General features: G+C 67.3%; 20 protein-coding genes and 1 riboswitch. Of the genes, 8 read left to right on the plus strand and 12 right to left on the minus strand.

Annotated elements, in window-relative coordinates:
- Nucleotides 1–28: 28 nt before the first annotated feature.
- Both ppc and AC5P6H_RS17235 read right to left on the minus strand, forming a co-directional pair.
- The gene (gene ppc, locus AC5P6H_RS17230; RefSeq protein WP_111205770.1) at nucleotides 29–2,740 is read right to left on the minus strand and encodes a phosphoenolpyruvate carboxylase; all 2,712 of its coding nucleotides are present in this window, start codon (nucleotides 2,738–2,740) and stop codon (nucleotides 29–31) included.
- Nucleotides 2,741–2,977: 237 nt separating this feature from the next.
- Nucleotides 2,978–5,494, minus strand: a complete 2,517-nt coding sequence (locus AC5P6H_RS17235; protein WP_111205769.1) for a S9 family peptidase — start codon at nucleotides 5,492–5,494, stop codon at nucleotides 2,978–2,980.
- A gap of 120 nt (nucleotides 5,495–5,614) precedes the next feature.
- A riboswitch (S-adenosyl-L-homocysteine riboswitch) is annotated at nucleotides 5,615–5,698 on the plus strand.
- Nucleotides 5,699–5,734: 36 nt separating this feature from the next.
- Between AC5P6H_RS17235 and ahcY the strand changes: the two genes are divergently transcribed.
- From ahcY to AC5P6H_RS17260, 5 genes are all read left to right on the plus strand, one after another.
- The gene (ahcY, locus tag AC5P6H_RS17240) at nucleotides 5,735–7,180 is read left to right on the plus strand and encodes an adenosylhomocysteinase (RefSeq protein WP_014645960.1); all 1,446 of its coding nucleotides are present in this window, start codon (nucleotides 5,735–5,737) and stop codon (nucleotides 7,178–7,180) included.
- A gap of 258 nt (nucleotides 7,181–7,438) precedes the next feature.
- Complete coding sequence (locus tag AC5P6H_RS17245; protein WP_136191711.1) at nucleotides 7,439–8,227, plus strand: lysozyme inhibitor LprI family protein; 789 nt, start codon at nucleotides 7,439–7,441, stop codon at nucleotides 8,225–8,227.
- 50 nt (nucleotides 8,228–8,277) lie between these two features.
- Complete coding sequence (locus AC5P6H_RS17250; protein ID WP_014645958.1) at nucleotides 8,278–9,621, plus strand: peptidoglycan-binding domain-containing protein; 1,344 nt, start codon at nucleotides 8,278–8,280, stop codon at nucleotides 9,619–9,621.
- 110 nt (nucleotides 9,622–9,731) lie between these two features.
- On the plus strand, nucleotides 9,732–10,205 hold the full coding sequence (gene ybaK, locus AC5P6H_RS17255; RefSeq protein WP_053494932.1) for a Cys-tRNA(Pro) deacylase: 474 nt from the start codon (nucleotides 9,732–9,734) through the stop codon (nucleotides 10,203–10,205).
- A complete protein-coding gene (locus AC5P6H_RS17260) occupies nucleotides 10,205–10,690 on the plus strand; it encodes a hypothetical protein (RefSeq protein WP_032956702.1) in 486 nt (161 codons plus the stop codon). Before ybaK ends, AC5P6H_RS17260 begins: the two co-directional genes overlap by 1 nt.
- Nucleotides 10,691–10,760: 70 nt before the next feature.
- Here the strand turns inward: AC5P6H_RS17260 and AC5P6H_RS17265 are convergent, their stop codons facing one another.
- From AC5P6H_RS17265 to AC5P6H_RS17285, 5 genes are all read right to left on the minus strand, one after another.
- Nucleotides 10,761–11,396 carry an energy transducer TonB gene (locus tag AC5P6H_RS17265; RefSeq protein ID WP_111205767.1) on the minus strand — a complete coding sequence of 212 codons (636 nt, stop codon included), beginning with the start codon at nucleotides 11,394–11,396 and terminating at the stop codon, nucleotides 10,761–10,763.
- A 101-nt stretch (nucleotides 11,397–11,497) separates the two neighbouring features.
- Nucleotides 11,498–12,082, minus strand: a complete 585-nt coding sequence (locus AC5P6H_RS17270; RefSeq protein WP_014645954.1) for a DUF3228 family protein — start codon at nucleotides 12,080–12,082, stop codon at nucleotides 11,498–11,500.
- 50 nt (nucleotides 12,083–12,132) lie between these two features.
- Nucleotides 12,133–12,864, minus strand: coding sequence for a LytR/AlgR family response regulator transcription factor (locus tag AC5P6H_RS17275; RefSeq protein ID WP_014645953.1), 732 nt, complete (start codon nucleotides 12,862–12,864; stop codon nucleotides 12,133–12,135).
- On the minus strand, nucleotides 12,861–13,910 hold the full coding sequence (locus AC5P6H_RS17280) for a sensor histidine kinase (RefSeq protein ID WP_014645952.1): 1,050 nt from the start codon (nucleotides 13,908–13,910) through the stop codon (nucleotides 12,861–12,863). The genes AC5P6H_RS17275 and AC5P6H_RS17280 overlap by 4 nt, the downstream gene beginning before the upstream one ends.
- Before the next feature lie 36 nt (nucleotides 13,911–13,946).
- Nucleotides 13,947–14,873, minus strand: coding sequence for an alpha/beta fold hydrolase (locus AC5P6H_RS17285; RefSeq protein WP_227864285.1), 927 nt, complete (start codon nucleotides 14,871–14,873; stop codon nucleotides 13,947–13,949).
- Between the two features lie 203 nt (nucleotides 14,874–15,076).
- On the opposite strand from AC5P6H_RS17285, the gene metF reads away from it, so the two are divergent.
- Nucleotides 15,077–15,904 carry a methylenetetrahydrofolate reductase [NAD(P)H] gene (gene metF / locus AC5P6H_RS17290; RefSeq protein ID WP_126411735.1) on the plus strand — a complete coding sequence of 276 codons (828 nt, stop codon included), beginning with the start codon at nucleotides 15,077–15,079 and terminating at the stop codon, nucleotides 15,902–15,904.
- Between the two features lie 40 nt (nucleotides 15,905–15,944).
- A complete protein-coding gene (locus AC5P6H_RS17295; RefSeq protein WP_046428829.1) occupies nucleotides 15,945–16,529 on the plus strand; it encodes a DUF4124 domain-containing protein in 585 nt (194 codons plus the stop codon).
- Between the two features lie 103 nt (nucleotides 16,530–16,632).
- On the opposite strand, the gene AC5P6H_RS17300 is transcribed toward AC5P6H_RS17295, so the two are convergent.
- The 3 genes from AC5P6H_RS17300 to AC5P6H_RS17310 all read right to left on the minus strand — a co-directional run bounded on the left by AC5P6H_RS17300 (nucleotide 16,633) and on the right by AC5P6H_RS17310 (nucleotide 21,665).
- A complete protein-coding gene (locus AC5P6H_RS17300) occupies nucleotides 16,633–17,586 on the minus strand; it encodes a Nudix family hydrolase (protein WP_049406070.1) in 954 nt (317 codons plus the stop codon).
- A gap of 102 nt (nucleotides 17,587–17,688) precedes the next feature.
- On the minus strand, nucleotides 17,689–20,421 hold the full coding sequence (gene secA / locus AC5P6H_RS17305) for a preprotein translocase subunit SecA (protein ID WP_111205765.1): 2,733 nt from the start codon (nucleotides 20,419–20,421) through the stop codon (nucleotides 17,689–17,691).
- A gap of 287 nt (nucleotides 20,422–20,708) precedes the next feature.
- Nucleotides 20,709–21,665: a M23 family metallopeptidase gene (locus tag AC5P6H_RS17310; RefSeq protein ID WP_014645946.1), complete on the minus strand. Its 957-nt coding sequence runs from the start codon at nucleotides 21,663–21,665 to the stop codon at nucleotides 20,709–20,711.
- 12 nt (nucleotides 21,666–21,677) lie between these two features.
- Here AC5P6H_RS17310 and AC5P6H_RS17315 point away from each other — a divergent pair, with 12 nt between their 5' ends.
- On the plus strand, nucleotides 21,678–22,127 hold the full coding sequence (locus AC5P6H_RS17315; RefSeq protein ID WP_032956682.1) for a DciA family protein: 450 nt from the start codon (nucleotides 21,678–21,680) through the stop codon (nucleotides 22,125–22,127).
- Between the two features lie 281 nt (nucleotides 22,128–22,408).
- On the opposite strand, the gene lpxC is transcribed toward AC5P6H_RS17315, so the two are convergent.
- A complete protein-coding gene (lpxC, locus tag AC5P6H_RS17320) occupies nucleotides 22,409–23,320 on the minus strand; it encodes a UDP-3-O-acyl-N-acetylglucosamine deacetylase (protein WP_049440195.1) in 912 nt (303 codons plus the stop codon).
- Between the two features lie 205 nt (nucleotides 23,321–23,525).
- A complete protein-coding gene (gene ftsZ / locus AC5P6H_RS17325) occupies nucleotides 23,526–24,761 on the minus strand; it encodes a cell division protein FtsZ (protein WP_005415297.1) in 1,236 nt (411 codons plus the stop codon).
- Between the last annotated feature and the right edge of the window lie 85 nt (nucleotides 24,762–24,846).

Here is a 24,846-nt window from a genome sequence, read left to right on the forward strand (position 1 = left end):
TCGCCGGGCCATGCCCGGCGGATGCGGATCAACCGGTGTTCTGCACGCCCTGCGCAACACCGTTCACGCAGGCCACCAGCGCGCGCAGCAACCCGTCATCCTCGCGCCCGCTGGCCCGCCAGCGCTGCAACAGGTCCACCTGCAGCACGCTGATCGGATCGACGTAGGGATTGCGCAGGCGGATCGACAGCGCCAGCCGCGCATCGTGGTCGAGCAGCGTCCGCTGGTCCATCAGCGCCAGCAGCCAGTGCCGGGTGAGTTCCAGTTCGCGCTGCACCTGCGGGAAGAAGTGCCCGTGCAGTTCACCCGACAACAGCGAAAACTGCTCGGCGATGGTGATATCGCCCTTGGACAGCACCATCGCGATGTCGTCCAGGAAGGTGCGGAAGAACGGCCAGTCCCGCGCCATCTCGCGCAGGGTCTGTTCGTGGCCGGCAGCAACCGCCGCCTGCAGGCCACTGCCCACGCCGTACCAACCGGGAATCACCGCGCGCGCCTGGCTCCAGGCGAACACCCAGGGAATCGCACGCAGGTTGCCCAGCGCGGCGTCCTGGCCGAGCCGGCGCGATGGCCGCGAGCCCAGCGTCATGCGTTCGATCACGTCGATCGGCGTGGCGGTGCGGAAGTAGTCCATGAAACCGGCCTGGCCAACGAACGCGCGATACACCTCGCTGCTGGCCGATGCCACCGCGTCCATCACCGGTCGCCACTCATCCTCGCGCGGCTCGGCGGCACGCGGGCGCAGGCTGGCACGCAGCACCGCACCGGTGGCCTGCTCCAGCGAGCGCAGGGCCAGCGCACGGATGCCGTACTTGCGATGGATCACCTCGCCCTGCTCGGTCACCCGCAGGCGGCCATCGATGCTGCCGCGCGGCGATGCGTCCACCGCGTGCGTGGTCTTGCCGCCACCGCGGCTGATCGAGCCGCCACGGCCATGGAAGAAGGTCAGGCGGATGCCGGCCTCGGCCGCCACCTCCAGCAGTTCCACCTGTGCACGCTGCAGGCCCCAGCGCGATGCGGCGATGCCACCGTCCTTGCTGCTGTCCGAATAGCCCAGCATCACCATCTGCACGTCATCGCGTGCTTGCAGGTGCGCGCGATAGATCGGGTCGGCCAGCAGATCACGCAGGGTCACGGTGCCGCGCTTGAGGTCCTCCACCGTCTCGAACAGCGGCGCGATATCCAGCGATACTGATCCGTTCTCTTCCACCAGGCCGCCACGGCGCGCCAGCGCCAGCACCGCCAGCACGTCGCTGCGGTCATGTGCCATCGAGATGATGTAGCTGCCCAGTGCATCGCCACCATGCCGCGCACGGGCATCGGCCAGCGCGGCGAACACGGCGTCCAGTCGCCGGTTGCCTTCGTCGTCGCCCTTCGGCAACGGCGCGTCACCACTGGCATGCGGCGCCAGCAGGCGCGCGCGGCCCACTGCATCCAGGCCGTCCCACGCTGCGTCGCCGCCCAGCACCGTGGCCAGCGCGCGCGCGTGCACGCTCGATTCCTGGCGCACGTCCAACCGCGCCAGGTGGAAGCCGAAGGTCTTCACCCGCCACAGCAGGCGCTGCACGGCGAAGCCACCGGCATGTTCGCCGCGGTTGGCGCGCAGGCTGTCGAGGATCAGCTGCAGGTCGTCGATCAGTTCGTCCGGACCGGCGTAGGCGCCTTCGCCGTCATCCAACGTGGCCTGCAGGCGTGCGCGCATGCGGTCGTTGAGCAGGCGGTACGGCATGTCGGCATGGCGCGGGCGCGACTGCACCTGCGGCAGCAGCTGCTGGTAGTGCGCCACGCGCGCCTGCAGCGCCTCGCTCACGCCCACCCGCTCGGTGGACTGGCTGAGCAGGCTGGCCAGCTGCAGCAGTTCCTTCTGGTAGCGACCCAGCACGGCCTGCCGCTGCGCGTCCAGCGTAGTGCGGATGGTGTGGGCATCCACGTTCGGGTTGCCGTCCATGTCGCCGCCCACCCACGTACCGAAGCGCAGCAGGCGCGGCAGCGGCAGTTCTTCGCCGTAGGTATCGCGCAGCGCCTGCTGCAGCGATTCGTACAGCACCGGGATCACCCGGTACAGCACCTGCACCAGATAGAAGCCGACGTGCTCGCGCTCGTCATCGACGGTAGGCCGCACCGGCGAGGAATCGGTGGTTTGCCACGAAGCGGTCAGCGCCATGCGGAAGCGCGCAGCATCGGCGGCCGCTTCCCCCGGCGTGCGCTGGCCGTCGAGGTTGTCGACCAGGCTGGCCACCATCAGCTGCTCTTTCTCCAGCAGCGCGCGGCGCACCGCTTCGGTCGGGTGCGCGGTGAACACCGGTTCGATGTCGATGCGCGGCAGCCACTGCGCCAGCTCATCCAGGCCCACGCCCTGCGCCTTCAGATGCTGCAGCGCATCCTGCAGGCCGTCGGGCTGCGCCCCGGCGGTACCGGCACGCTGGTAATCACGGCGGCGGCGGATGCGATGCACGCGCTCGGCGATGTTGACCACCTGGAAGTAGGTGCTGAAGGCCCGCACCATGGTCTCGGCCTGCTGCGGCGTGCGCCCGGCCAGCCCTTCGGCCAGCTCCGACAGGGGCGCCTGGTTCTCGCGGCGGGCAATGGCGCGGGTGCGCACGTCCTCGACATCGTCGAGAAAAGCGGCCGAAACCTGTTCGACCAGCAGGTCACCGACCAGTGCGCCGAGCCGGCGCACGTCATCGCGAAGCGGAAGATCGGGGGAAGCAAACTCGATGCTGCTGCGGTACTCGTTCATCGGCGACGCACAGGCCTCGGTCAACGGATCCAGACCCCAAGCCTATCCCAGATCGGGCGTCGTGCTGCGATGCAAGAATGGTTTCATCTGCACGTATCCATGGCGGACGCAGCCGAGCATGGGCTCGGCTCTACAAGCGTCATGGCGCGTGACACCGTGTAGCGCCCGAGCCCATGCTCGGGCGGCGGCGCAGCCGCACAGGCGGCCGCTGTTGCAGCGGCCACCCTCATGCACGTATCAGCGCTTCTTCTTCGCCGTGCCCTGCTCGGCCGGGCCGATGGTCTGCTCCAGCCAGCGCTCGCTCTCGGCCAGCATGGTCATGATCGATTCGCGTGCGCGGTAGGCATGCGATTCGTTGGGCAGCATCACCAGCCGCGCGGTGCCACCCAGGCCCTTCACCGCCGCGAACATGCGCTCGCTCTGGATCGGGAACGTGCCGGAGTTGTTGTCGTCCACGCCGTGGATGAACAGGATCGGATCCTTGATCCTGTCGGCGTAATTGAACGGCGCCATCTTCTGGTAGACGTCCTGCGCCTGCCAGTAGTTGCGCTCCTCGGCCTGGAAGCCGAACGGCGTGAGCGTGCGGTTGTAGGCGCCGCTGCGCGCAATGCCCGCCTTGAACAGGCGGGTGTGTGCCAGCAGGTTGGCCGTCATGAACGCACCGTACGAATGGCCACCAATGGCGATGTGATCGCGGTCGGTCACGCCACGCCGCACCACTTCATCCACGGCCGCCTGCGCATTGGCCACCAGCTGTTCGATGTAGGTGTCGTTCGGCTCCTTGTCGCCCTCGCCGATGATCGGCATCGACGGGCTGGCCAGCACCACGTAACCCTTGGCCAGGAACGCCTGCGGACCCCAGTAGCTGACCGCATTGAAGCGATACGGCGAATCGGTCACCTGGCTGGCCGCGGCCGCGCTCTTGAACTCGCCCGGGTAGGCCCACATCAGCAGCGGGCGCGGGCCGTCGCGCTTCGGGTCGTATCCCGGCGGCAGCAGCAGGGTCGCGGTCAGGTCGACGCCGTCCTTGCGCTTGTAGCGGATCTGCTCCTTCTGCACACCCTTCAGCTGCGGCAGCGGATGCGCGAAATGGGTCAGCGCGCGCGGTGCGCTCCCAGCATCGACCAGCGACTGCACGTAGAAGTTGGCCGGCTCGTCCGGGCTCTCGCGGCTCAGCAGCAGCGAACTGCCCTGCTTGTCCAGCAATGCCACCGGCAGCGCATAGCTCGGCGCCTGCGAGTGGAACAGGCGCGTTGCCTTGCCCGTGGCGATGTCGAAGCGGTCCACGAACGGACGGTCGCCTTCCGGCGAAGCACCGGCGCCGGCCAGGTACAGGCTGCCGCCATCGGCGCTGGTCTGCAGCAGCGAACGGCCGCGCTCGTCGCTGGCCCGCAGCGGCCGGCCCGGATCGGCGTAGCGGTCCTGCGCATCGCGATCCCACAGCAGGCGCGGTTCGGCGCTGGCATTGTCCGGGGCGATCAGCCAGGTCTTGGTCCTGCGGGTCTTCCACCACGATTCGGTCAGCAGGGCCAGGTCGCCACGGCCCCAGCTGATACCGGCCAGGCGGCTGCCCAGCTGGGCCAGCGTCACCGGCGGCGTGTCGAACGGCGCGGCCTGCATCAGCACCGCATCGCGCACCTTGGCATCCCTGTTCGGGTCGCCACCATCCTGCGCTTCAGCCCAGACCAGGGTCGCGTCGGCATCACCACGCCAGCCGATGTCACGCACGCCGGTCACTTCGGCGTCGTTGCCGGTCGGCAGGCCTTCCACCAGTGGACGCACGGCCACGGTATGCACCAGCTTGCCGCTGGCACGGTCGATCACTTCAATGCGGCGCGGGAAACTGCTCACCGGCACCACGTAGGAATACGGGCGCTGCACCGGCTGGCGCAGCACGAAGCGGCCATCCGGCGACACGGAGAAGCCCATGAAGATGCCGGCCGCGCCGATCGGGCGGGTGCTGCCATCCAGGCTGACTTCCACCGGCTGTGTGGTGGCGTAGTAGTCGAACTGGCGCGCGTCAGCCTCGTTCTTCAGCAGGTCCTGGTAGGTACGGATCGACACCACGCCATCGCCCCGGCGGGTCTGCTGCACGGCCGGGCCGGTCGGGATGCCGTCGGTGGCCGGGGCCGCACCGAGGTTGGCCGGGCGGGTGAACACCACCAGCCCGCGGCTGTCCGGCAGCCACTGGTAACCGCTGCCGATCACCGTGTTCAAGCCGGCAACCAGGCGGCGGGCGCTGCCGGCGGCCACGTCCACCAGCCACAGTTCGTTGGCGCCGCTGGTGGCGTCGACCTGGTTGAAAGCGAGCCACTTCTGATCCGGAGACCACATCAGGCTGGCGATCGACAGCGTGGCCGGCAGGCCGCTGATCTGCCGTTCCTTGCCATCGGCCACGTTCATCAGCCACAGCTTCTCGCCGAAGCTGAAACGGCTGTCGGAGAACGTGCGCGGGTTGATGCGCAGGCCGGCCAGCTTCAGTTCCGGCTGCGCCACCACCCGGATCGACGGCAGCGACGGCATCTGCATCAACGCGGCCATGTCGCGGCGAGGCGACAGGTGCAGCGACGGCGCGCGCGGTGCGTCGACCACCGCCTGCAGCGCCGCCGAGGGCAGTTCGTAGCCATTGGCACCCTGCGCCTGTGCTGCAGCGGGCTGTGGGGCCAGCGCCCAGGCCAGCGGGGCCACGGCCAGCAGTCCCATCGACAGGACCAGGCCGGTCCAGCGCCGCGTACGGCGCGCGTGCATGCTCATCGTTCTACCTGCGTGATGCGTGAAAGCACCGACCTTAACAGGCCGTGCACGCGCCCCCATCTGCCGATGGTTGGGTCATCCGGATGTCATGCCGGGGCCGCGATATAATGGGGGTTCTCCCCTGCCGAGGGGCGCTGCGACCGGATCCGATGAGGCCCGGCCAGGCTCGGTAAGGTGGCTTTGTAACAACGGCGCCCGGCTAGATGCGAGCACCCGCTCGCCCACAACCGGAGCACACGAATGAACGCTGTTGCCAAGACCTTCTCCACCGAAGGTGATTACAAGATCCGCGACATCACGCTGGCCGACTGGGGCCGCAAGGAACTGGACATCGCCGAGCACGAAATGCCGGGCCTGATGTCGATCCGCCGCAAGTACCAGGCCGAGCTGCCGCTGAAGGGCGTGCGCGTGACCGGCTCGCTGCACATGACCATCCAGACAGCGGTGCTGATCGAGACCCTGAAGGACATCGGCGCCGACGTGCGCTGGGCCTCGTGCAACATCTTCTCGACCCAGGACCACGCGGCTGCCGCCATCGCCGCCACCGGCACCCCGGTGTTCGCCTGGAAGGGCGAGACCCTGGAAGAGTACTGGGACTGCACCCTGGACGCGCTGACCTTCACCCTGGCCGACGGCACCCTGACCGGCCCGGAACTGGTGGTGGACGACGGCGGTGACGTGACCCTGCTGATCCACAAGGGCTACGAACTGGAAAACGGCAGCGACTGGGTCAACACCGCGTCCGCCTCGCACGAAGAACAGGTCATCAAGAACCTGCTCAAGCGCGTTGCCAAGGAGCGCCCGGGTTACTGGGGCCGCGTGGTCAAGGACTGGAAGGGCGTCTCCGAAGAGACCACCACCGGCGTGCACCGCCTGTACCAGCTGGCCCAGGCCGGCACCCTGCTGATCCCGGCGATCAACGTCAACGACTCGGTCACCAAGAGCAAGTTCGACAACCTGTATGGCTGCCGCGAGTCGCTGGCCGACGGCCTGAAGCGCGCGATGGACGTGATGCTGGCCGGCAAGGTAGCCGTGGTCTGCGGCTACGGCGACGTCGGCAAGGGCTGCGCCGCGTCGCTGCGTGCCTACGGCGCGCGCGTGATCGTCACCGAGATCGACCCGATCTGCGCCCTGCAGGCGGCGATGGAAGGCTATGAAGTCAACACCATCGAATCGACCCTGGGCCGTGCCGACCTGTACGTCACCACCACCGGCAACAGGGACATCATCCGCATCGAGCACCTGAGCGCGATGAAGGACCAGGCCATTGTCTGCAACATCGGCCACTTCGACAACGAGATCCAGGTCGACGCACTGGTGTCCTTCGCCGGCATCAAGCACGTCAACATCAAGCCGCAGGTCGACAAGTACATCTTCCCGAACGGCAATGCGATCTTCCTGCTGGCCGAAGGCCGCCTGGTGAACCTGGGCTGCGCCACCGGCCACCCGAGCTTCGTGATGTCCAACAGCTTCGCCAACCAGACCCTGGCACAGATCGACCTGTGGGCGAACAAGGACAGCTACGAGAAGAAGGTGTACCTGCTGCCGAAGAAGCTGGACGAAGAAGTGGCTCGCCTGCACCTGGAAAAGATCGGCGTGAAGCTGACCACCCTGAGCCAGGAACAGGCCGACTACATCGGCGTGCCGGTGGAAGGCCCGTTCAAGCCGGACCACTACCGCTACTGATCGTGCGCGGTGCCGGCCAGCGGCCGGCACTACCGGCGCAGGCGGGGTCGGATCCCTTTCCGCAGGAAAGCGCTCTGACCCCGGCAACAGATGCAGACAGAACGGGCGCCTTCGGGCGCCCGTTCTGCGTTGCGTCGCCCCGCAGCAGATCCGCGCGCCCTGTCACAGTGCCCTAAGAAGCCGCTTGCTAGTCTCTATGCCCCCATGGACTGCCAACTGCAGTCCATGCGCCGGGACGCTGACAGCAAAGGACAGGACATGCCGCGCAACAATGACCGAGTGACCCGGGCGATGAAGCCCCTGATGATCCTGTGCTGGGTGGCCCTGCTGGCCGCCTGCAGCCCGTCTGGCAGCGATGCCGGTGCCAGCGCGCCGGCGGCGAACACCGGCCAGGCAAGCACCGACGGCAAGGCAACCAGCCCCCCGGCAGCGGCCACGGGCAGCAGCGCTGCCTGCGCCGAGGGGGCATCACAGGTACAGACCCTGATCTGCAACGACCCCGCCCTGTTGCAGCAGGAAGCCGAGCTGGCCAAGGCTGAAGCCTCCGCACGCGACAGCCTCGATGCCGCCGGCAAGGACAAGCTGCAGGCCGAGCAGCAGCGCTGGATCCAGCATACGCGCGACCTGTGCGGTGACGCGCACTGCCTGCAACAGGTATTTGCCGATCGCCTCAAGGTGCTCTCGGCCACGCGCGACGGCCTGGTCGACCAGGACGCCTGCGAAGTGCCCGACGGCCAGCAGCAGTGCGTGGACCTGCTGGTGCTGCGCGACCCCAACAGCCAGTTGGCGAACTTCAACACGCTGCTGGGAGAAAACGGCCAGGAAGGCCGCCTGCTGGGCTGTACGGCCGCCACCAACGTGGGCGGTGGCCCCAACGCCGTGCTGGCGGCCAACTGCATCCAGGAAACCACCGCCGGCAAGCGCAACGTGCAGTTGTGCAGCAACCAGATGGTCGGCCAGTTCGCCCTCGTACCGGCATCGGCCGCCTACGGCACCCAGGCCGTCCGCCAGCTGCTCGGCTTCACGCAGCAGCACTGCGCCGGCTGACATCCGCTGGGTGCGCCCGGCGCTTTTTCCCACATTGAAGGACGATGACCATGGCAAAGGATTCCACCCTTACCCGCGAACAGCTGTCCACGCTGTTCCTCAACACGGAGCTGGGCGGCAACACCCGCCACCTGGACCACTTCTCATACGCGCAGAAAGGCGCAAGCACCTACTCGTTCGGACTGGTGCAGTTCGATGTCGGCGGCAATCCACAGGCCAGGCGTTTCCTGCGCGACAACGGCTTCACCGCCGCTGACATCGAACTGCTGTCCCAGCAGGGCGGGTTGAGCACCCGGCAGCTGGCGGCGCTTGACGCCAAGTTGCAGGCCATTCCGCAGGCGAAGATGGACCAGCTCACCAACGACAAGCTGGACAGCGCCATCGAGCGCGTCGATGAAGCCATCGCCAAGGTGCGTGCCACCAACCCGGCCGCCGCCGATGCCATCGCGGCGAACCCCGAACTGCAGCTGGCCATGGCCGACTATGACAACCAGTTCGGCGGCATGGGCCCGCAGTTCATCAGCTATCTGGCCGGCAACGCGGAAAAGCTGCAGGGCGGTACGGTCCAGGCCGGCAATCCGCCGACCCGCGGCGACGTGCAGAACTTCGTCGATGCCACCAAGTACGGCATCCAGTCGCCGGCCGCGGTGACCAGCCGCGATGAGCGCTTCGACCGGGCCATGACCCAGCTGGGCATCACCCCCACCCATGCCCCCTCGCACGGGTCGCCCGGCGCGCCCGGCGGCAACGGCGTACTGGTCAGCGGCGCCAGGGGCGATGAGGTAAAGGCGATGCAGCAGAAGCTGGCCGACCTGGGCTATCTGGGCAAGGACGGCAAGCCACTGGTAGCCGATGGCGATTTCGGGCCCGGCACCCTGGAAGCGGTCAAGCAGTTCCAGCGTGAGCACCAGCTCACCGTCGATGGCAAGGTCGGTGCCACCACCCTGGGTGCGCTCGACAAGGCCATCGCGCAACAGCAACAGCAGGCCGCCGAACCGACCATGGCCACCCCCGGCCACGCCGACAACCCGCGTTACCAGCAGGTCGTGGAAAAGCTGGAAACGCTGGAAGAACAACGCCGCCAGGGTGGCCTGGCGCCACTGTTCAATGACCGCAGCCAGCTCGAGAACGCCGCAGGCCTGGTGGCTTACGAGTCCAAGCTGGCCGGCATGAGCCAGGTCGATACCGTGCTGGCGCGGCCGGACAACCAGGGCGTGTTCGCCGTGCAGGGCCAGCTTGGCGATCCCGCCATGCACCGCACTTACGTCGATCTGTCGCAGGCGGCGAACCACACGCTGCAGGACAGCACGCGGCATAGCCAGGCGCTGGACAACGAACTGTCGCAGCGACAGACCCAGGAACAGATTCAGACGCAGCAGTCGATGTCGCGCTGACGCGGGATGCCGACGATCACAGCCGGGACGGGCGCCTTCGGGGGCCCGTCCTGCGTTGATGCGCGAGTTTCGGTCAAGGCAATATCCCTACCTCGCGCTAGGATGCGCCCATGACCCCGGCCATCAACCTGCTCAAGCGCGAGAAGATCGCCCACACCGTGCGCAGCTACGTGCACGACGCCCACGCCGAATCGTATGGCGGCGAAGCCGTCGACAAGCTCGGCCTCGACCCGGCCCAGGTGTTCAAGACCCTGCTGGCCAGCACGGAAGCACACGAACTGCTGGTGGCGATCGTGCCGGTCGCCGGCCAGCTCGACCTGAAGGCGCTGGCCGAAGCCGCCGGCTGCAAGAAGTGCGAGATGGCCGCCGCCGATGCCGCACAGCGCGCCACCGGCTACCTGGTCGGTGGCATCAGCCCGCTGGGGCAGAAGAAGCGCCTGCGCACGTTCCTGGACACCAGTGCCGAAGCGCTGCCCGCGCTGCATGTCAGCGCCGGGCGCCGTGGCCTCGAGGTAGAACTGGCACCGGCCGATCTTCTGCGCCTCACCGCCGGCCACTACGCTGCCATCGGCAAGTCACGCTGATGCGCTGGCCGTGGTCTGCAGCGCCGGTACCCCGGCTCGACGATGCACAGGCCGACGTGCTGCTGCAGGACCTGCTGTCGCGCGATGCCACGCGCATCACCGATGCCGCACGCACGGTGGCACGGCTGTTCAGCACCGCGTCGTTGGACGCGTTGGTCGCACATGTGGATACGATCGAACGCAGCTGCGAGGGCATCGCCCTTGGCGGCATGCTGATCAGCAACCAGGCGCACCTGAAGGCGGCCCTGGAACGGCTGCGCTACTGGCGGGCGCGTGAGGGGTGCCTGTGCGCACTCTACCCTTCCTATGTGTTCTTCAACCCTGCACCGCTGCTGGAACAGGGCCACGTGCTGCTGCTCGGACGAGGCGAGGCCGAGGATGGCTGGGGTGAGTGCTACCGGGTGACGTGCACGTCCTGCACGCAGCCGTGGAGCGCCACCGAGCGTGAATACCACTACCCGTGGTGGGAGTGGAAGCGCCTCTGACAGTGATGCAGCCACGCACGGCGTGGCTCCGCTGCGGTACGTCCAGATCCATGCCATGCGTGGATGACGCTCACTCCACGAATTCATACCGCATCGGCATGCGCACGAGGGTCAACGCCGGCACCGTACCCTTCGCATCGGCAAGGCTGAAACGCCAGCCCTGCAGCTCCTCCGCTGCAGCGTCATCCAGCAACGCATGACCGCTGGAGGTCTCCACGATCACGGCCGCAACGCGCCCCCGCGCATCGACCAACGCCTTCAGCATGCTGCGGCCGGACAGCCCCTGCCGCATGGCCTCCACCGGATAGCGCGGCGACACGCCGCGTGGAGGCAGCCAGGGAATACCTTCACCCGCGAACAGATCCCGGTTGCTGCGTGCCGCGCAGGACGTCGGCAGGCGCAGCTGCAGGGATACCTGCACCTCATTCACGGTCACGTGCGCCGGCGCGGCGCAGGCATGCTGCACCAGCGCCTCCAGCATTCGTTGCTGCCGACGCAGCGCGTTGCCATTGGCCGCCGCCACTTCAATCACGCAGCGGCCGTCCTGCGGCTGCATCGACAGCGCGGTCACGCCCGCATCGCGCAGCCCGGGAAGGCGTGCCATGGGTTCGCAGGCCATCCCGGCAGAGGGCTTCGCGGCCAGTACCGGGGTGGCGGGCAGCGTGCCCGCCAGCAACATCAGGATCATCCTTGCCCAGACCGCCATGCCCCGCCCTCCTTGGGTTTGCCTGGCCCGATCATAGCGCGCGCCTGGGATCGGATCCCCTCCTCAGGGAAAGGCTTCGACCGGGGGCTCGAATGATCGGGTCAGAGCCCTGCGATGCGGGGATCCGACCCCGGCCGCCAGTTGGCGTTGTTCTCCCAGAACTCCACCGAGCGCCGGTAGGCCTCCTTGTCCAATGGCACGCCGGAACCGCCCTCCTCCACGCCCAGCGCATTGCGCATCATGGTGATCGGCGCCATCGGCACTTCTTCCGGTTCGGCGGTGTAGATGCAGCCGACGATGCCCCAGTCGGCTTCGATCGGTGAGCCTTCCCTGGCCAGCTGCTCGGCGTTGTACAGGATCACCACCAGGTAGTTCGCGCGCGGCGACTCCACGCCCTCGAACCAGCGCACCAGTACCGGCAGTTCCTCGCGGTTGCGCGCTTCGTAGCCGCTGCGCAGCTGGTGGCGGTTGGCCTCGGTGACCGGCACCGTCAGGCAGCGCGTGCTGGTCCAGTTCTCGTAGACGAACAACTTGCAGAACGGGGCGTAGCCGTCGAGCACCTTCAGCGGCGCGTGCGCATTGAGGTGTGCCTCGAACTGCTCGGCAGTGCAGTCCTGGATGGTATTGCCGCGTGGCACGCGCGGGAACAGGCGGGGACGGGCGAAATCGGTGAGGACGATGGACATGGCGCGGCGTGATCTGGGAATCCGCTGCACAGGGTAACCGCTGGCAGCACCTACAACGCCATCCGCTCGCGCAGCTCGCGTGCCTGCCGCCGCGATACCTCCACCTCGCTGCCATCATCCAGCGTCAGGTCATAGCCGTCGCCGATGCTGGGCGACACCCCACGGATACGGCGCAGGTTGACCAGTGTGTTGCGGTTGGCGCGGAAGAAAAGATCCGGCGGCAGACGTGCTTCCAGCGCGCTCAGGCTGCGGGTCAGCAGTGCGTTCTGGTCGCGGAACCACAGCCGCGTGTAGTTGCCATCCACCACCAGCCGACGGATCTCGGAGACTGCCACGAACCAGCAGCGTTCACCCTCGCGCACGAACACCTGGTCGTGCGCGCCCAGCGTGCCGCGCGATTCCGGCACGTCGGCCGCAACCGCCTCGCACTGCCGCGCCCGCTCGAGCGCTTCCAGCAGCCGCGGCGCCTCCACCGGCTTCACCAGGTAGTCCAGCGCGTTGGCCTGGAACGCACGCACCGCATAGGTGTCGTAGGCGGTGACGAAGACCACGGCCGGCACCGTGTCCAGGCCGTCCAGCACGTCGAAACCACTGCCGGAGGGCATCTGCACATCCAGCAGCACCAGGTCCGGTGCCAGCGTGGTGATCGCCTCGCGTGCGGCGGGCACGTCGTCGGCCTCGCCCACGCACTGCACCCACGGCAGCGCCGACAGCAGCGTGCGCAGCTCCTGCCGGGCCAGCCGTGCGTCATCGACGATCAACACGCGCAGCATGCCAGTCATTGCGGAATCTCCAGCAGGGCCTGCATGCGGTCACCGGCCGGTTGCAGCACGAATCGGCCACGCATGCCCAGCTGCGCACGCAGGTAGGCCAGGCCGACGCCATGGCCATGGGTGGGTTCGCTGCCGGTTGGAAGTGGATTGTCCACCTGCAACCGCAGCACGTCATTGTCCAGCGTGGCGCGGATCTGCACCTCGCCGCCGCCGGGACGGCTGGCGATACCGTGCTTGATCGCGTTCTCCACCAGCAACTGCAACGCCATCGCCGGCAGCTGCGCCTGCGTGGCATCGGCATCGATCTGCTGCCGCACCTGCAGGCGCTGTTCGAAATGGACCGCCTCGATGGCCAGGTAATCATCGACCACCGCCAGTTCCTCGGCCAACGTGACCTGCTCGCTGCGGTTGTGGGCGAGCGCCTGGCGCAGCGTGCGCGACAGGCGGGTGACCATGTCACGGGCCCGTTCCGGGTCTTCCAGGATCAGCGCACGCAGGTTGTTCAGCGCATTGAACATGAAGTGCGGATTGAGCCGCGCACGCAGTGCGTCACGTTCCAGCGCACTGCGTTCGGCTTCGGCGCGCAGGCGTGCCAGCTCGCTGTAGCGTGCCCGCCGCAGGCCGTGCAGGCCCGCCCACAAACCGGTCCACACCAGCAGGAACAACGCGGTGTTCATCCAGTACAGCAGCACCGAAGACCACTGGTAATCCGCATGGCCGCCAGGCAGCTGCACCCAACCCAGCGCCAGCGCCGGCAGCAGCAGCGCCGCCGTTACCGCCTGTGCGACGCTGGCCCCGAGCACCACGCCGGCAGCCAGTTTCAGCACCAGGCTGCCCAGGCTGCCCTCCCACCAGCGCTGGCGCAGTGCAACCGAACGCAATGCGCCGCTGCACAGCCAGAGTGAGACCGCGACGCTGACGGTGATCAGCACGATGCCACTGAACACGATGCCGCCACCGATCCGCATGCCGACCCACAGCCCGTACAGCGCATAGCCGGCCCATGCCAGTGCATTGAGCGTCCAGAAACGGCGGGAAGGCGTGGTGGCGTCCATGCGGGCTCTCGGCGGTGGCAGGAGGGCGGACAAGGGTCAGGGATGCGCGGCGAGGAAACGCTGCACCTGTTCCTGCAACCAGCGCGGATCATCCCACATCAGGAAGTGGAAACCCTGCGCGCTCATCGCGATCTGCACGCCCTGCAGGTTCGCGTACTGGGCCTGGAACACCGCACGCGTGCCGTCCTCGGTGCCGCCCATCGGCTGGTAGCCGGCCCAGCTGCCGAGCACCAGCGTCGGCGCGGTGATCGAAGCGATGCTGTCGCGCAGGTCGGTGGTCATCAACGCATGCATCGCATCGGCCGTGGTCTGGCGGTCGCTGGCTTCGCCCCAGCGGCCCAGTTCGGCCTGGCGCCGCGGATCGCGGGTCATGCCCGGCAGGCCCGCCTTCAACTGCGCCTGCCATTGCGCGGCATCGGCGGCCAGCATGCCCTTGCGCAGCTGGTCGGCCATCGGCCGCACGCTGTCAGCGGTGGCACTCGGGTCGCGCGCCGCCGGCAGGAACGGCAGGGCATCGACCACCACCAGTGCGCTGATCGCCTTCGGCTCGGCCTGCGCCATCTGCAGGCCCAGCACGCCACCGAGGCTGTGGCCGACCACCACCACCGGCCCCAGGTGCTGGTCATGCAGGTAGGCCAGCAGCTGCCTGCGCATCGCCGGCAGGAAGCCGGCCGGGCGCGGGTCGGCCGCTGCCGCGCCAGCAAAGCCCGGCAACTGCACCAGGTGGCACTGCACGTCCTTCAGGGCCAGGCAGGTCTCGCGCCAGGCCTCGGCGCTGCTGTTGAGGCCGGGGATCATCAGCAGCGGTCGCCCCATGCCGACCACCTCGACCTGTACCTTGCCAGCGGTCGAGCCGGTGGCGGCATGCGCGGAACCGGAGCCGAGCACGGCCATCGCCATGCCGATCATCGCCAGCCGGGCCAGGGCCTTCATCGCGTACCAGAGTGCCAGGAAGATCTTCATCGTGTGCTCCTTCATCAGGTGGGGGGTGCCGGGATGGGAGCAGCGTGTGCCCGGCTACGGCAGCCAGGTTGCGATTCCGGAGCAACGGCCGCAGACCCGGGCAAACGGTCGCCGGCGGCGGACGGTGCCAGTCCATGCAGCAAACTAACATCCATCTTGATGAAGCGATATACTGACCCGCACCCGCCGCTGCCGCCCGTGCCATGACCGCCATCAGCTTCGAGTTCTATCCGCCCAAGACCGACGAACAGCGCAGCCAGCTGGACCGCGCCGCGGCCAAGCTGAAGGACTACGGCCCCGAGTACGTGTCCTGTACCTTCGGCGCCGGTGGCTCGACCCTGAGCTATACCTCCGAGACCGTGCGCCACCTCAACCAGCACCACGGCTTCGAGGCTGCACCGCACCTGTCCTGTGTCGGCGGCACCCGCCAGGAAATCCGCGAACTGCTCAAGCTGTACCGCGCCATCGGCTGCCATCGCCTGGTCGCGCTGCGTGGCGATCTGCCCTCCGGCATGGGCTTCCCCGGTGACATGCGCTACGCCGCCGAGCTGATCGACTTCATCCGCGCCGAACACGGCACCGCCTTCCGCATCGAAGTCGGTGCCTATCCGGAGACCCATCCACAGGCCTCCGATGCACTGGCCGACCTGAAGCACTTCAAGGCCAAGATCGATGCCGGCGCCGACGCGGCGATCACCCAGTATTTCTACAACCCGGATGCGTACTTCCACTTCGTCGATGCCGTGCGCCGGCTCGGCGTGCAGGTGCCGATCACGCCCGGCATCATGCCGATCGCCAACTTCAGCCAGCTGCGCCGCTTCTCCGAGCAATGCGGTGCGGAGATCCCGCGCTGGATCAGCCGCAAGATGCAGGCCTATGGCGATGACGCCGAATCGGTGCGGGCGTTCGGTACCGAAGTGGTGGCCAAACTGTGCCAGCGCCTGATCGAGGGCGGCGCGCCGGGCCTGCACTTCTACACCTTGAACCTGGCCAAGCCGACCACGTCGGTGTTGAAGCTGCTGCACGGCTGAAAGCACGCCATGCCACCGCGATCGGCGCTACCCTGCGCCGATGAACCGGTTTTCCTTCCTGCTGTTGCTGCTGTCGTTGTGTTCGGTATCGAGCATTGTCCATGCGCAGTCCCCGCGCTTGAACCGCTGCACCGATGCGCAGGGGCAGAGCGTGTATACCGACCGCCCCTGCGACAGCGTTGGCGCCCGGTCGCGATTGCCACCGCCCGCGCCCACCGGCAGCACCCTGCCACGCGACACCCTGGGTGCGCGCTGCCCACGACGCCTGAGCGAGCTGGTGGAGGCACTGCGCACCGGCATCGTCAGCAACGATGTGAACCGGCTGTCCTCGCTGTACCTGTGGGGTGCGGTCTCCGATGCCGGCGCGCAGCGCATCCTCGGCCAGTTGGAATCCTTGGCACGGCGGCCACTGGTGGACGTGGTGCCGGTGTATCCGCCACAGGGGCTGGCGTCCTCGCAGGAAGAGGGTCAGAGCCCTGCGGCGCAGGAATCCGACCCTGAGCCGCCAGCGCCACGGCATCCGGTCGGCCTGCGCCTGGAGCAGACGCTGCCCGGCAGCGCGTCGCGAGCGTCCACGGTGCTGGGATTGCGGCGGCAATACGGATGCTTCTGGATCACGTTGTGATCGGGAGGGGTCGGATCCCTTCCCAGCGGAAAGGGCTCCGACCCCGGATTGCCGCGATGGGGTCAGAGCCCTGCTGCGCAGGGATCTGACCCTGCATGCCGGCTCACGCCGGCCACAGCCCACGAATCGCAGCGATGCCCTGCCCGCCATGCCGACGCGCTTCGGCGATATGGCCGGCGGCCATGCCGCCCAACGCGTAGATCGGCAGCGATACCTGCGCGCGCAGCGCAGCGAAGGCCTCCCAGCCCAGCGGCACCGCCCCGGGATGGCTGGCCGTGGCCTGCACCGGGCCGAGCACCGCGAAGTCGCAGCCCAACTGCTGCGCCGCCTGCAGCTGCTCCAGGTCGTGGCAGGACGCGGCGACCAGCTGTCCTTCCGGCAAGGGCCGCTCCTGCAGGGCCAGCAACTGCTCGCTGCCCAGGTGCACGCCCACGCCCAGTGTGCGGGCCAACGCGACATCGCGGTTGAGCAGCCACTGCACGCCGCGACGATGCGCGCGCACGGCCTGTTCGATCATCGCCTGCCGTTGCGGATGCTCCGGCGGCAGGCGCAGCTGGATGCGCTGCTGGCCCGCCGCCACTGCCTGCTGCAGCCGTTCATGCCAGTGCTGCACGCCGCCGGCATCTTCGGCCGGCGCCGGCGTGATGAGGTAGCGATCCGGTTGGCGCAGTGCGGCCACCACCGGCAGGTCGGCCGGCGGCATGGAATAGCGGCCCAGCTTGTCCTGCGCCACCCAGGTGATCGCCTGGCCCTCGCGCCCGCGCGGTGTGCCCTTCCAGCTGCGCACGTGGCGCACTTCCAGGGTCAGGTGCTTGTCCGGATAGCGCTGCGGCACATCCATCAGCCAGGGCCCGACATCGGCCTCGATGCCCAGCTCTTCGCGCAGTTCACGCACCAGCGCCTGTTCGGAGGTCTCGCCGGATTCGCGCTTGCCGCCGGGGAACTCCCACAGGCCAGCCATGTCGCGGTTCTCGGTACGGCGGTTGAGCAGCACGCGGCCACGGGCGTCGGTGATGACGGCGGCCACGACATGGATCGATCGGGTGGGAGAAACCATGGGGCCAGCATGCCCAGAACAGGGCGGCCAGCGCAATCACGAATCCGCGCCGGATCGCCCGCGCCAAAGCAGAAGGCCCCGCTTGCGCGGGGCCTTCCGGGGTCAGCTCAGCTGGCCGTGGCAGTGCTTGTACTTCTTGCCACTGCCGCACGGGCACGGATCATTGCGGCCGATCTTCGGCTCGTCGCGCTGCAGCGTGGCCACGCCCTGCTGGGCGGCTTCGACCTGCGCGGCTTCCTCGTCGGCGCTGTAACCGCCGGCATCCTGGTGCTGGAACTGCGACTGGCTCAGGCGCGCCTGCGCCTGCTGGCGCTCGGCCGCTTCCAGCGCCTGCACTTCCTCGTCGCTGCGGATGCGCACGCGGGCCAGCAGGGTCACCACTTCGCGCTTGACGTTCTCCAGCATGTCCGAGAACAGCTCGAAGGCTTCCTTCTTGTATTCCTGCTTCGGCTGCTTCTGCGCGTAACCACGCAGGTAGATGCCCTGGCGCAGGTAATCCATGCGCGCCAGGTGCTCCTTCCAGCTCTGGTCCAGCACGGTCAGCATCACGTGCTTCTCCAGCGCGCGCATGGTTTCTTCGCCCAGGCCGGCTTCCTTCTCGGCGAAGTGCTGGTTGACGCGCTCCTGGACCTTGGTGGCGATGGCCTCGGCGTCCAGCTCTTCGTGTTCCTTGACCAGGTCGGTCAGCGACATCTGCAGGCCGAAGTCCGACTCCAGGGTCGCTTCCAGGCCGCGCAGGTCCCACTGCTCGTCGATCGAGTTCGGCGGCACGAAGCGCGCCACGATGTCGAAGATCACGTCGTCGCGGATGCCATCGACATTCGCCTTCACCGACTCGGCATCCAGCAGCTCGTCGCGCTGGGCGTAGATCACCTTGCGCTGGTCGTTGTTGACGTCGTCGAAGTCCAGCAGGTTCTTGCGGATGTCGAAGTTGTGGGCCTCGACCTTGCGCTGCGCCTTTTCGATCTGGCGGCTGACCAGGCGGTCCTCGATGACGTCGTCTTCCTTCATGCCCATCATGCGCATGGCCTTCTGCACCCAGTCGGAGGCGAAGATGCGCATCAGGTTGTCTTCCAGCGACAGGTAGAAGCGGGACGAACCCGGGTCACCCTGGCGGCCCGAACGGCCGCGCAGCTGGTTGTCGATACGACGCGATTCGTGGCGCTCGGTGCCGACGATGTGCAGGCCGCCCGCCGCCTTCACTGCCTCGTGGCGCTTCTGCCATTCGGCCTTGACCGCTGCCTTCTGCTCGTCGGTCGCGTCCTCGCCCAGGGCGTGGATCTCGGCTTCCAGCGAACCACCCAGCACGATGTCGGTACCGCGGCCGGCCATGTTGGTGGCGATGGTCACTGCGCCCGGGCGGCCAGCGTTGGCGACGATGGTCGCTTCGCGGTCATGCTGCTTGGCGTTGAGCACTTCGTGCTTCACGCCGGCCTTGCTCAGGTGCTCGGACAGCATTTCCGAGGTTTCGATCGAGGTGGTACCCACCAGCACCGGCTGGCCGCGCTTGGCGCACTCTTCGATGTCGGCCAGCACCGCATTGAACTTGCCCTTGCGGTTGAGGAACACCTGGTCCGGACTGTCCTTGCGGATGGTCGGGCGGTTGGTCGGGATCACCACCACTTCCAGGCCGTAGATGCTCTGGAACTCGAATGCTTCAGTGTCGGCCGTACCGGTCATGCCGGACAGCTTCTTGTACATGCGGAACAGGTTCTGGAAGGTGATGCTCGCCAGCGTCTGGTTCTCGCGCTGGACCGGCACGCCTTCCTTCGCTTCCACCGCCTGGTGCAGGCCGTCGGACCAGCGGCGGCCGGCCAGGGTACGGCCGGTGAACTCATCGACGATGACCACTTCGCCGTCGCGCACGATGTAGTCCACGTCACGCTGGTAGATCGCGTGCGCGCGCAGGGCGGCATTGAGGTGGTGGACCACGGTCAGGTTCTGCGCCGCGTACAGGCCTTCGGTCTCGCCGTCGAGGATGCCGGCTTCAACCAGCAGCTGCTCGGCGTGCTCCATGCCCGCTTCGGACAGATGCACCTGCTTGCCCTTCTCGTCGACCCAGAAATCGCCTTCGCCGTCTTCCGCTTCCTGCTTGACCAGGTGCGGCACGACGCGGTTGACGCGGATGTACAGCTCCGGGGAATCATCGGCCGGACCGGAGATGATCAGCGGGGTACGCGCTTCGTCGATCAGGATGGAGTCGACTTCGTCGACGATGGCGTAGTGCAGGCCGCGCTGGTAACGGTCGGCCTTGGACAGCGCCATGTTGTCGCGCAGGTAATCGAAGCCGAATTCGTTGTTGGTGCCGTAGGTGATGTCGGCCGCGTAGGCTTCGCGCTTTTCGCTGTGCGGCATGCCCGGGTACACCACGCCCACGCTCAGGCCCAGCCAGTTGTACAGCTTGCCCATCTGCGCGGCGTCGCGGCGGGCCAGGTAGTCGTTCACGGTGACCACGTGCACGCCCTTGCCTTCCAGCGCGTTGAGGTACACCGGCAGGGTCGCCACCAGGGTCTTGCCTTCACCGGTGCGCATTTCTGCGATCTTGCCCAGGTGAAGCACCATGCCGCCGATCAGCTGCACGTCGTAGTGGCGCATGCCCAGCACGCGGCGGCCGGCTTCGCGGCAGACCGCGAACGCTTCCGGCAGCACCTTGTCCAGGGCTTCACCGCCGGCGATGCGCTGCTTGAACTCCGGCGTCTTGGCCTGAAGCTGCTCGTCGGAAAGCTTCTCGATCTCCGGCTCCAGCGCATTGATCTTGGCGACGATGCGGTTGAGCTGGCGCAGCTGTCGTTCGTTACGACTGCCAAATACGCGGGTAAGCAGGCTGTTGATCATTGAAGGAACCGGGTTGGATGGACACGACGCCCGGCCTCCCCCTTGGGATCCGTCCGCCGCAAACGAAACAGGGCGCCTGGCGCCCTGTCGATGGCAACACCCATTGTAGCTTGGGACGGGCGGCTGAGGTTTCAAGCGCCAATCCGGTCGCAATCGCCCCGGATTCGGCAAAGAAACACGGATGCGGGGTCGGACCCCTTTCGCCATGGCGAAAGGGCTCTGACCCCAGCCCTCAACCGAATCGGGTCAGAGCCCTTCCGCGGCGCGGAAGGAATCCGACCCGGGCATCAGCCGCGGCTGACGCGGCCGACCGGCGTGTTGCCGCCGTCGCCGAGGAACTTGCGCGGGTTGACCACGTTGCCGTTCTCCCACACCTCGAAGTGCACGTGGGCACCGGTCGAACGGCCGGTGGAACCGGCCTTGGCCACTTCCTGGCCGGCGCGGACCAGGTCACCGGCCTTCACCACCAGGCGCGAATTGTGCGCGTAGCGGGTGACATAGCCGTTACCGTGGTCGACATCGACGACGTTGCCATAGCCGCCCTTCACACCAGCGAAGCTGACCACGCCTTCGGCCACGGCCATCACCGGGTCACCGACCTTGGCGTGGAAGTCCATGCCCTTGTGGGTGGCGGCGCCGCGGCCGAACGGGTCGGCACGGGTGCCGAAGCCGGAGGTCACGTAGCTGTTGCGGATCGGCATGCGCGACGGCACGGCGTTCTGCTGCAGCTGGTGGTCGAACATCAGCGATTCCATCACCGACAACTGGCGGCCTGAAGCAGCGAAGCGCTGCTCCAGCACCTGTAAGTCGGCGTTGACGTCCTTGACCGGGATGTCGCTGGTCGGGCCGCCGGCGTCGCCATCACCGAGGCCGGGGGTCTCGTTGAAGTCGAATTCGCCATCTTCCAGCTTGCCCATCTGGGTCAGCCGTTCGCCAAGCGCGTTCAGGCGGGTGGCCTGCGCCTGCAGCTCGCCGAGGCGGGCAGCCAGCGCGTTGACCTGGGTCTGCGCATCGCGCTTGACCTTGGCCAGCTCCGCATCCTGGCGCTCGACCTTGGCCTGCAGGCGCGAATCATTCAGCGCACTGGCGCCAATGCCGCCGGCAAGGCCGATAATGCAGCCTACCCCGAGCACGCTGCCCAGCAGGGCGCGGGGGCGGTCCTCGAAATAGAACCGCAAACGCGTGATCGGCGACGCCTTGGCCTGTCCTTCACGCGTTTTGATTACGATCTTTTTGAATGCCATCAGTGAGTTTTCATGTCTGAGCCGAAATCCAGCGTTCGCCCCGCGTCAGTGCCGAAACCGGCGCTGGATGCGGTAATGGCGGACAAAAGCGGGAACCCGCTGCGTCGGGCCTTGTGGCTCGACGCGCTGGACCGGCAGTTGCGCCCCCAGTTGCCGCCACCTCTGCGCAGCCGCTGCCGGCTGGCCAATGTGGACGGGGAACACCTCGTTTTTCTCGTCGAGTCCCCGGTCTGGCATGCCAAGTTGCGGCTTGCCGAAGCCCAGTTGCTCGACGCGGCCCGTTCCATCGGGCTGAAGGCCACCAGGGTGACCATCAAGACTGCGTCCACCACTCCCTCACGCTCCCCAGCGATCGACAACCGGAATGGCCCCCACGCAGTTTCAGCCGCCACGCACAAAGGGCTACGCGACGCCTTGGCTTGCCTGCAGGACGTTCCCTCGAAGCCGAAGAAGCGATCCTGATGGCAACGGAGCATCCGGCTCCGCTCCCCGTCGCGCGTGTCACCACGGCGTGAAACATTTCGGGGGCCGGGTCGCATCCTAGCGGCCATCCGGAGGCCTGTCGTTAGATTGAAGTTAAAACTTCGTTAAATTCAGGCTTCCGATCCAACAGGTTCACAAAACCGTGACCTTGAACCGGCCTTGACGCCTTTCAAGCACGCTGAATGCGTCGCAAGCGCCGGAAACAACGACGCCGCCCTGGAAGGCGGCGTTTTTATCTTGAAATTCAACGATCTACGGAATCAGGCGTAGGCCGGGGTGGCATATTCCACCGGATCCGGGGTGGTCGGCGAGTCGAAGCTGACCCATTCCCAGGCGCTGGCGTCGGCCATCAGGGCCCGCACCAGCTTGTTGTTGAGCGCGTGGCCGGACTTGAAGCCCTCGTAGGCGCCCAGCACCTGGCCACCGGCCAGGTAGAGGTCGCCAATGGCGTCAAGGATCTTGTGGCGCACGAACTCGTCGGCGTAGCGCAGGCCGTCTTCGTTGAGCACGCGGAACTCGTCCAGCACGATGGCGTTGTCCATCGAACCGCCCAGGCCCAGGTTGCGCTCGCGCATGTATTCCAGGTCGCGCATGAAACCGAAGGTGCGCGCGCGGGAGATTTCCTTGGTGTAGGCCAGCGTCGAGAACTCGATTTCCTGCCGCGACTGCTTGGCCGGGATCATCGGGTGGTCGAACTGGATGGTGAAGCCCAGCTTGTAGCCCTCGTACGGGGTGAAACGGGCCACCTTGTCGCCCTCGGTCACCTCCACGGTCTTGAGCACGCGGATGAAGCGCTTGGGCGCATCCTGTTCGATGATGCCCGCCGACTGCAGCAGGAACACGAACGGGCCGGCCGAACCGTCCATGATCGGCAGCTCGGCCGAGGACAGTTCGACGATGATGTTGTCCACACCCAGGCCGGCCAGCGCCGACATCAGGTGTTCGACGGTCTGGATCTTTGCGTCGTTGCAGGTCAGGCCGGTGCACAGGGTCACTTCGGTGACCAGTTCGGCCTTGGCCGGCACCTCCACGACCGGGTCCAGGTCCACGCGGCGGAACACGATGCCATGGTTGACCGGTGCCGGGCGCAGGGTCATGTAGACCTTGTCACCACTGTGCAGGCCAACGCCGGTGGCGCGGATCGTGTTCTTGAGGGTGCGTTGCTGGATCATGGGGGATGGACCGGAAGTGACACATTAGATTAACACGCGCACTCCCCTACCCCGGCTGAAACGCCAGTTGCAGCCACCGGCAGGATCCACCGGCACGCCGCTGGAAAGCGCGTGAAGCAGGGCGGCCGGGCCCATCCTGGCCCGGCGCCCGCGTTTTCAGGACATGGTGGCGCAACCCGGGGAGGACAACCCCGGGCCGCCCCGCTTAGTCCGCCTGGCGGCGCAGGAACGCCGGGATGTCCAGGTAATCGTTCGGCAGTTCCGCCGCCGCCGGGGCCGAAGCGGCCGGGGCCGAAGGGGCGGAGGCCGCTGCGGTATCGCTGCTGGCGCGACGCAGGCCCAGGCCCATGCCACCCACCGCCTTGGAGACGGCATCGCCGCCGTTGTCGAACTCGCCGAACTCCGGCTGGCCGGTGGTGGCGTTGCGGACCAGCTTGATCGGCGCACGCTCGCCCGGACGCTGGGTCTTGCTGGCCGAGACGCGGTTCAGGCCGGTGGCCACCACGGTCACGCGCACTTCGTCCTGCATGTCCGGATCGAGCACGGTGCCGACCACCACGGTGGCATCTTCGGAAGCGAAGCCATCGATGGTGCGGCCGATCTCGTCGAACTCGGCCATGGTGAAATCGGCGCCGGCGGTGATGTTGACCAGGATGCCGTTGGCACCAGCCAGGTTCACATCGTCCAGCAGCGGGTTCTGGATCGCCGATTCGGCAGCGGCCTGGGCGCGGTCATCGCCACGGGCGGTGCCGGTACCCATCATCGCCAGGCCCATTTCGGACATGACGGTGCGCACGTCGGCGAAGTCGACGTTGATCAGGCCCGGACGCACGATCAGGTCGGCGATGCCCTGCACGGCGCCCTGCAGCACGTCGTTGGCAGCGCGGAAGGCCTGGATCATGGTCGCGTTGCGACCCAGCACGGTGATCAGCTTCTCGTTCGGGATGGTGATCAGCGAGTCGCAGTGCTGGCTCAGTTCCTCGATGCCCTTCAGCGCCACCTGCATGCGGCGACGGCCTTCGAACGGGAACGGCTTGGTGACCACGGCCACGGTCAGGATGCCCATTTCCTTGGCCAGCTGTGCCACCACCGGCGCAGCGCCGGTACCGGTGCCGCCGCCCATGCCGGCGGTGATGAACACCATGTCGGCGCCCTGCAGCGCGTCCATGATGCGCTCACGGTCTTCCAGCGCGGCTTGGCGGCCGACTTCCGGGTTCGCGCCTGCGCCCAGGCCCTTGGTCACGTTGGTACCCAGCTGCAGCTGCAGCTTGGCACCACAATTCTTGATGGCCTGCGAGTCGGTGTTGGCAGTGATGAATTCCACGCCATCCACCGCCGAGTTGACCATGTGCGCCACGGCATTGCCGCCGCCGCCGCCCACGCCAACCACCTTGATCACCGCATTGGGTGCCATCTTTTCGATCAGTTCAAAATGCGCCATGTCCGTGTCCTCGTTGTATCCGCTTTGGCTGGCATGGGCATTCGGGCATCCTGCCGTCCTGCTGCATGCCGACGTTGCGGCTGTG

It is taken from the genome of Stenotrophomonas sp. YJH_SMC_110 (assembly GCF_059369255.1).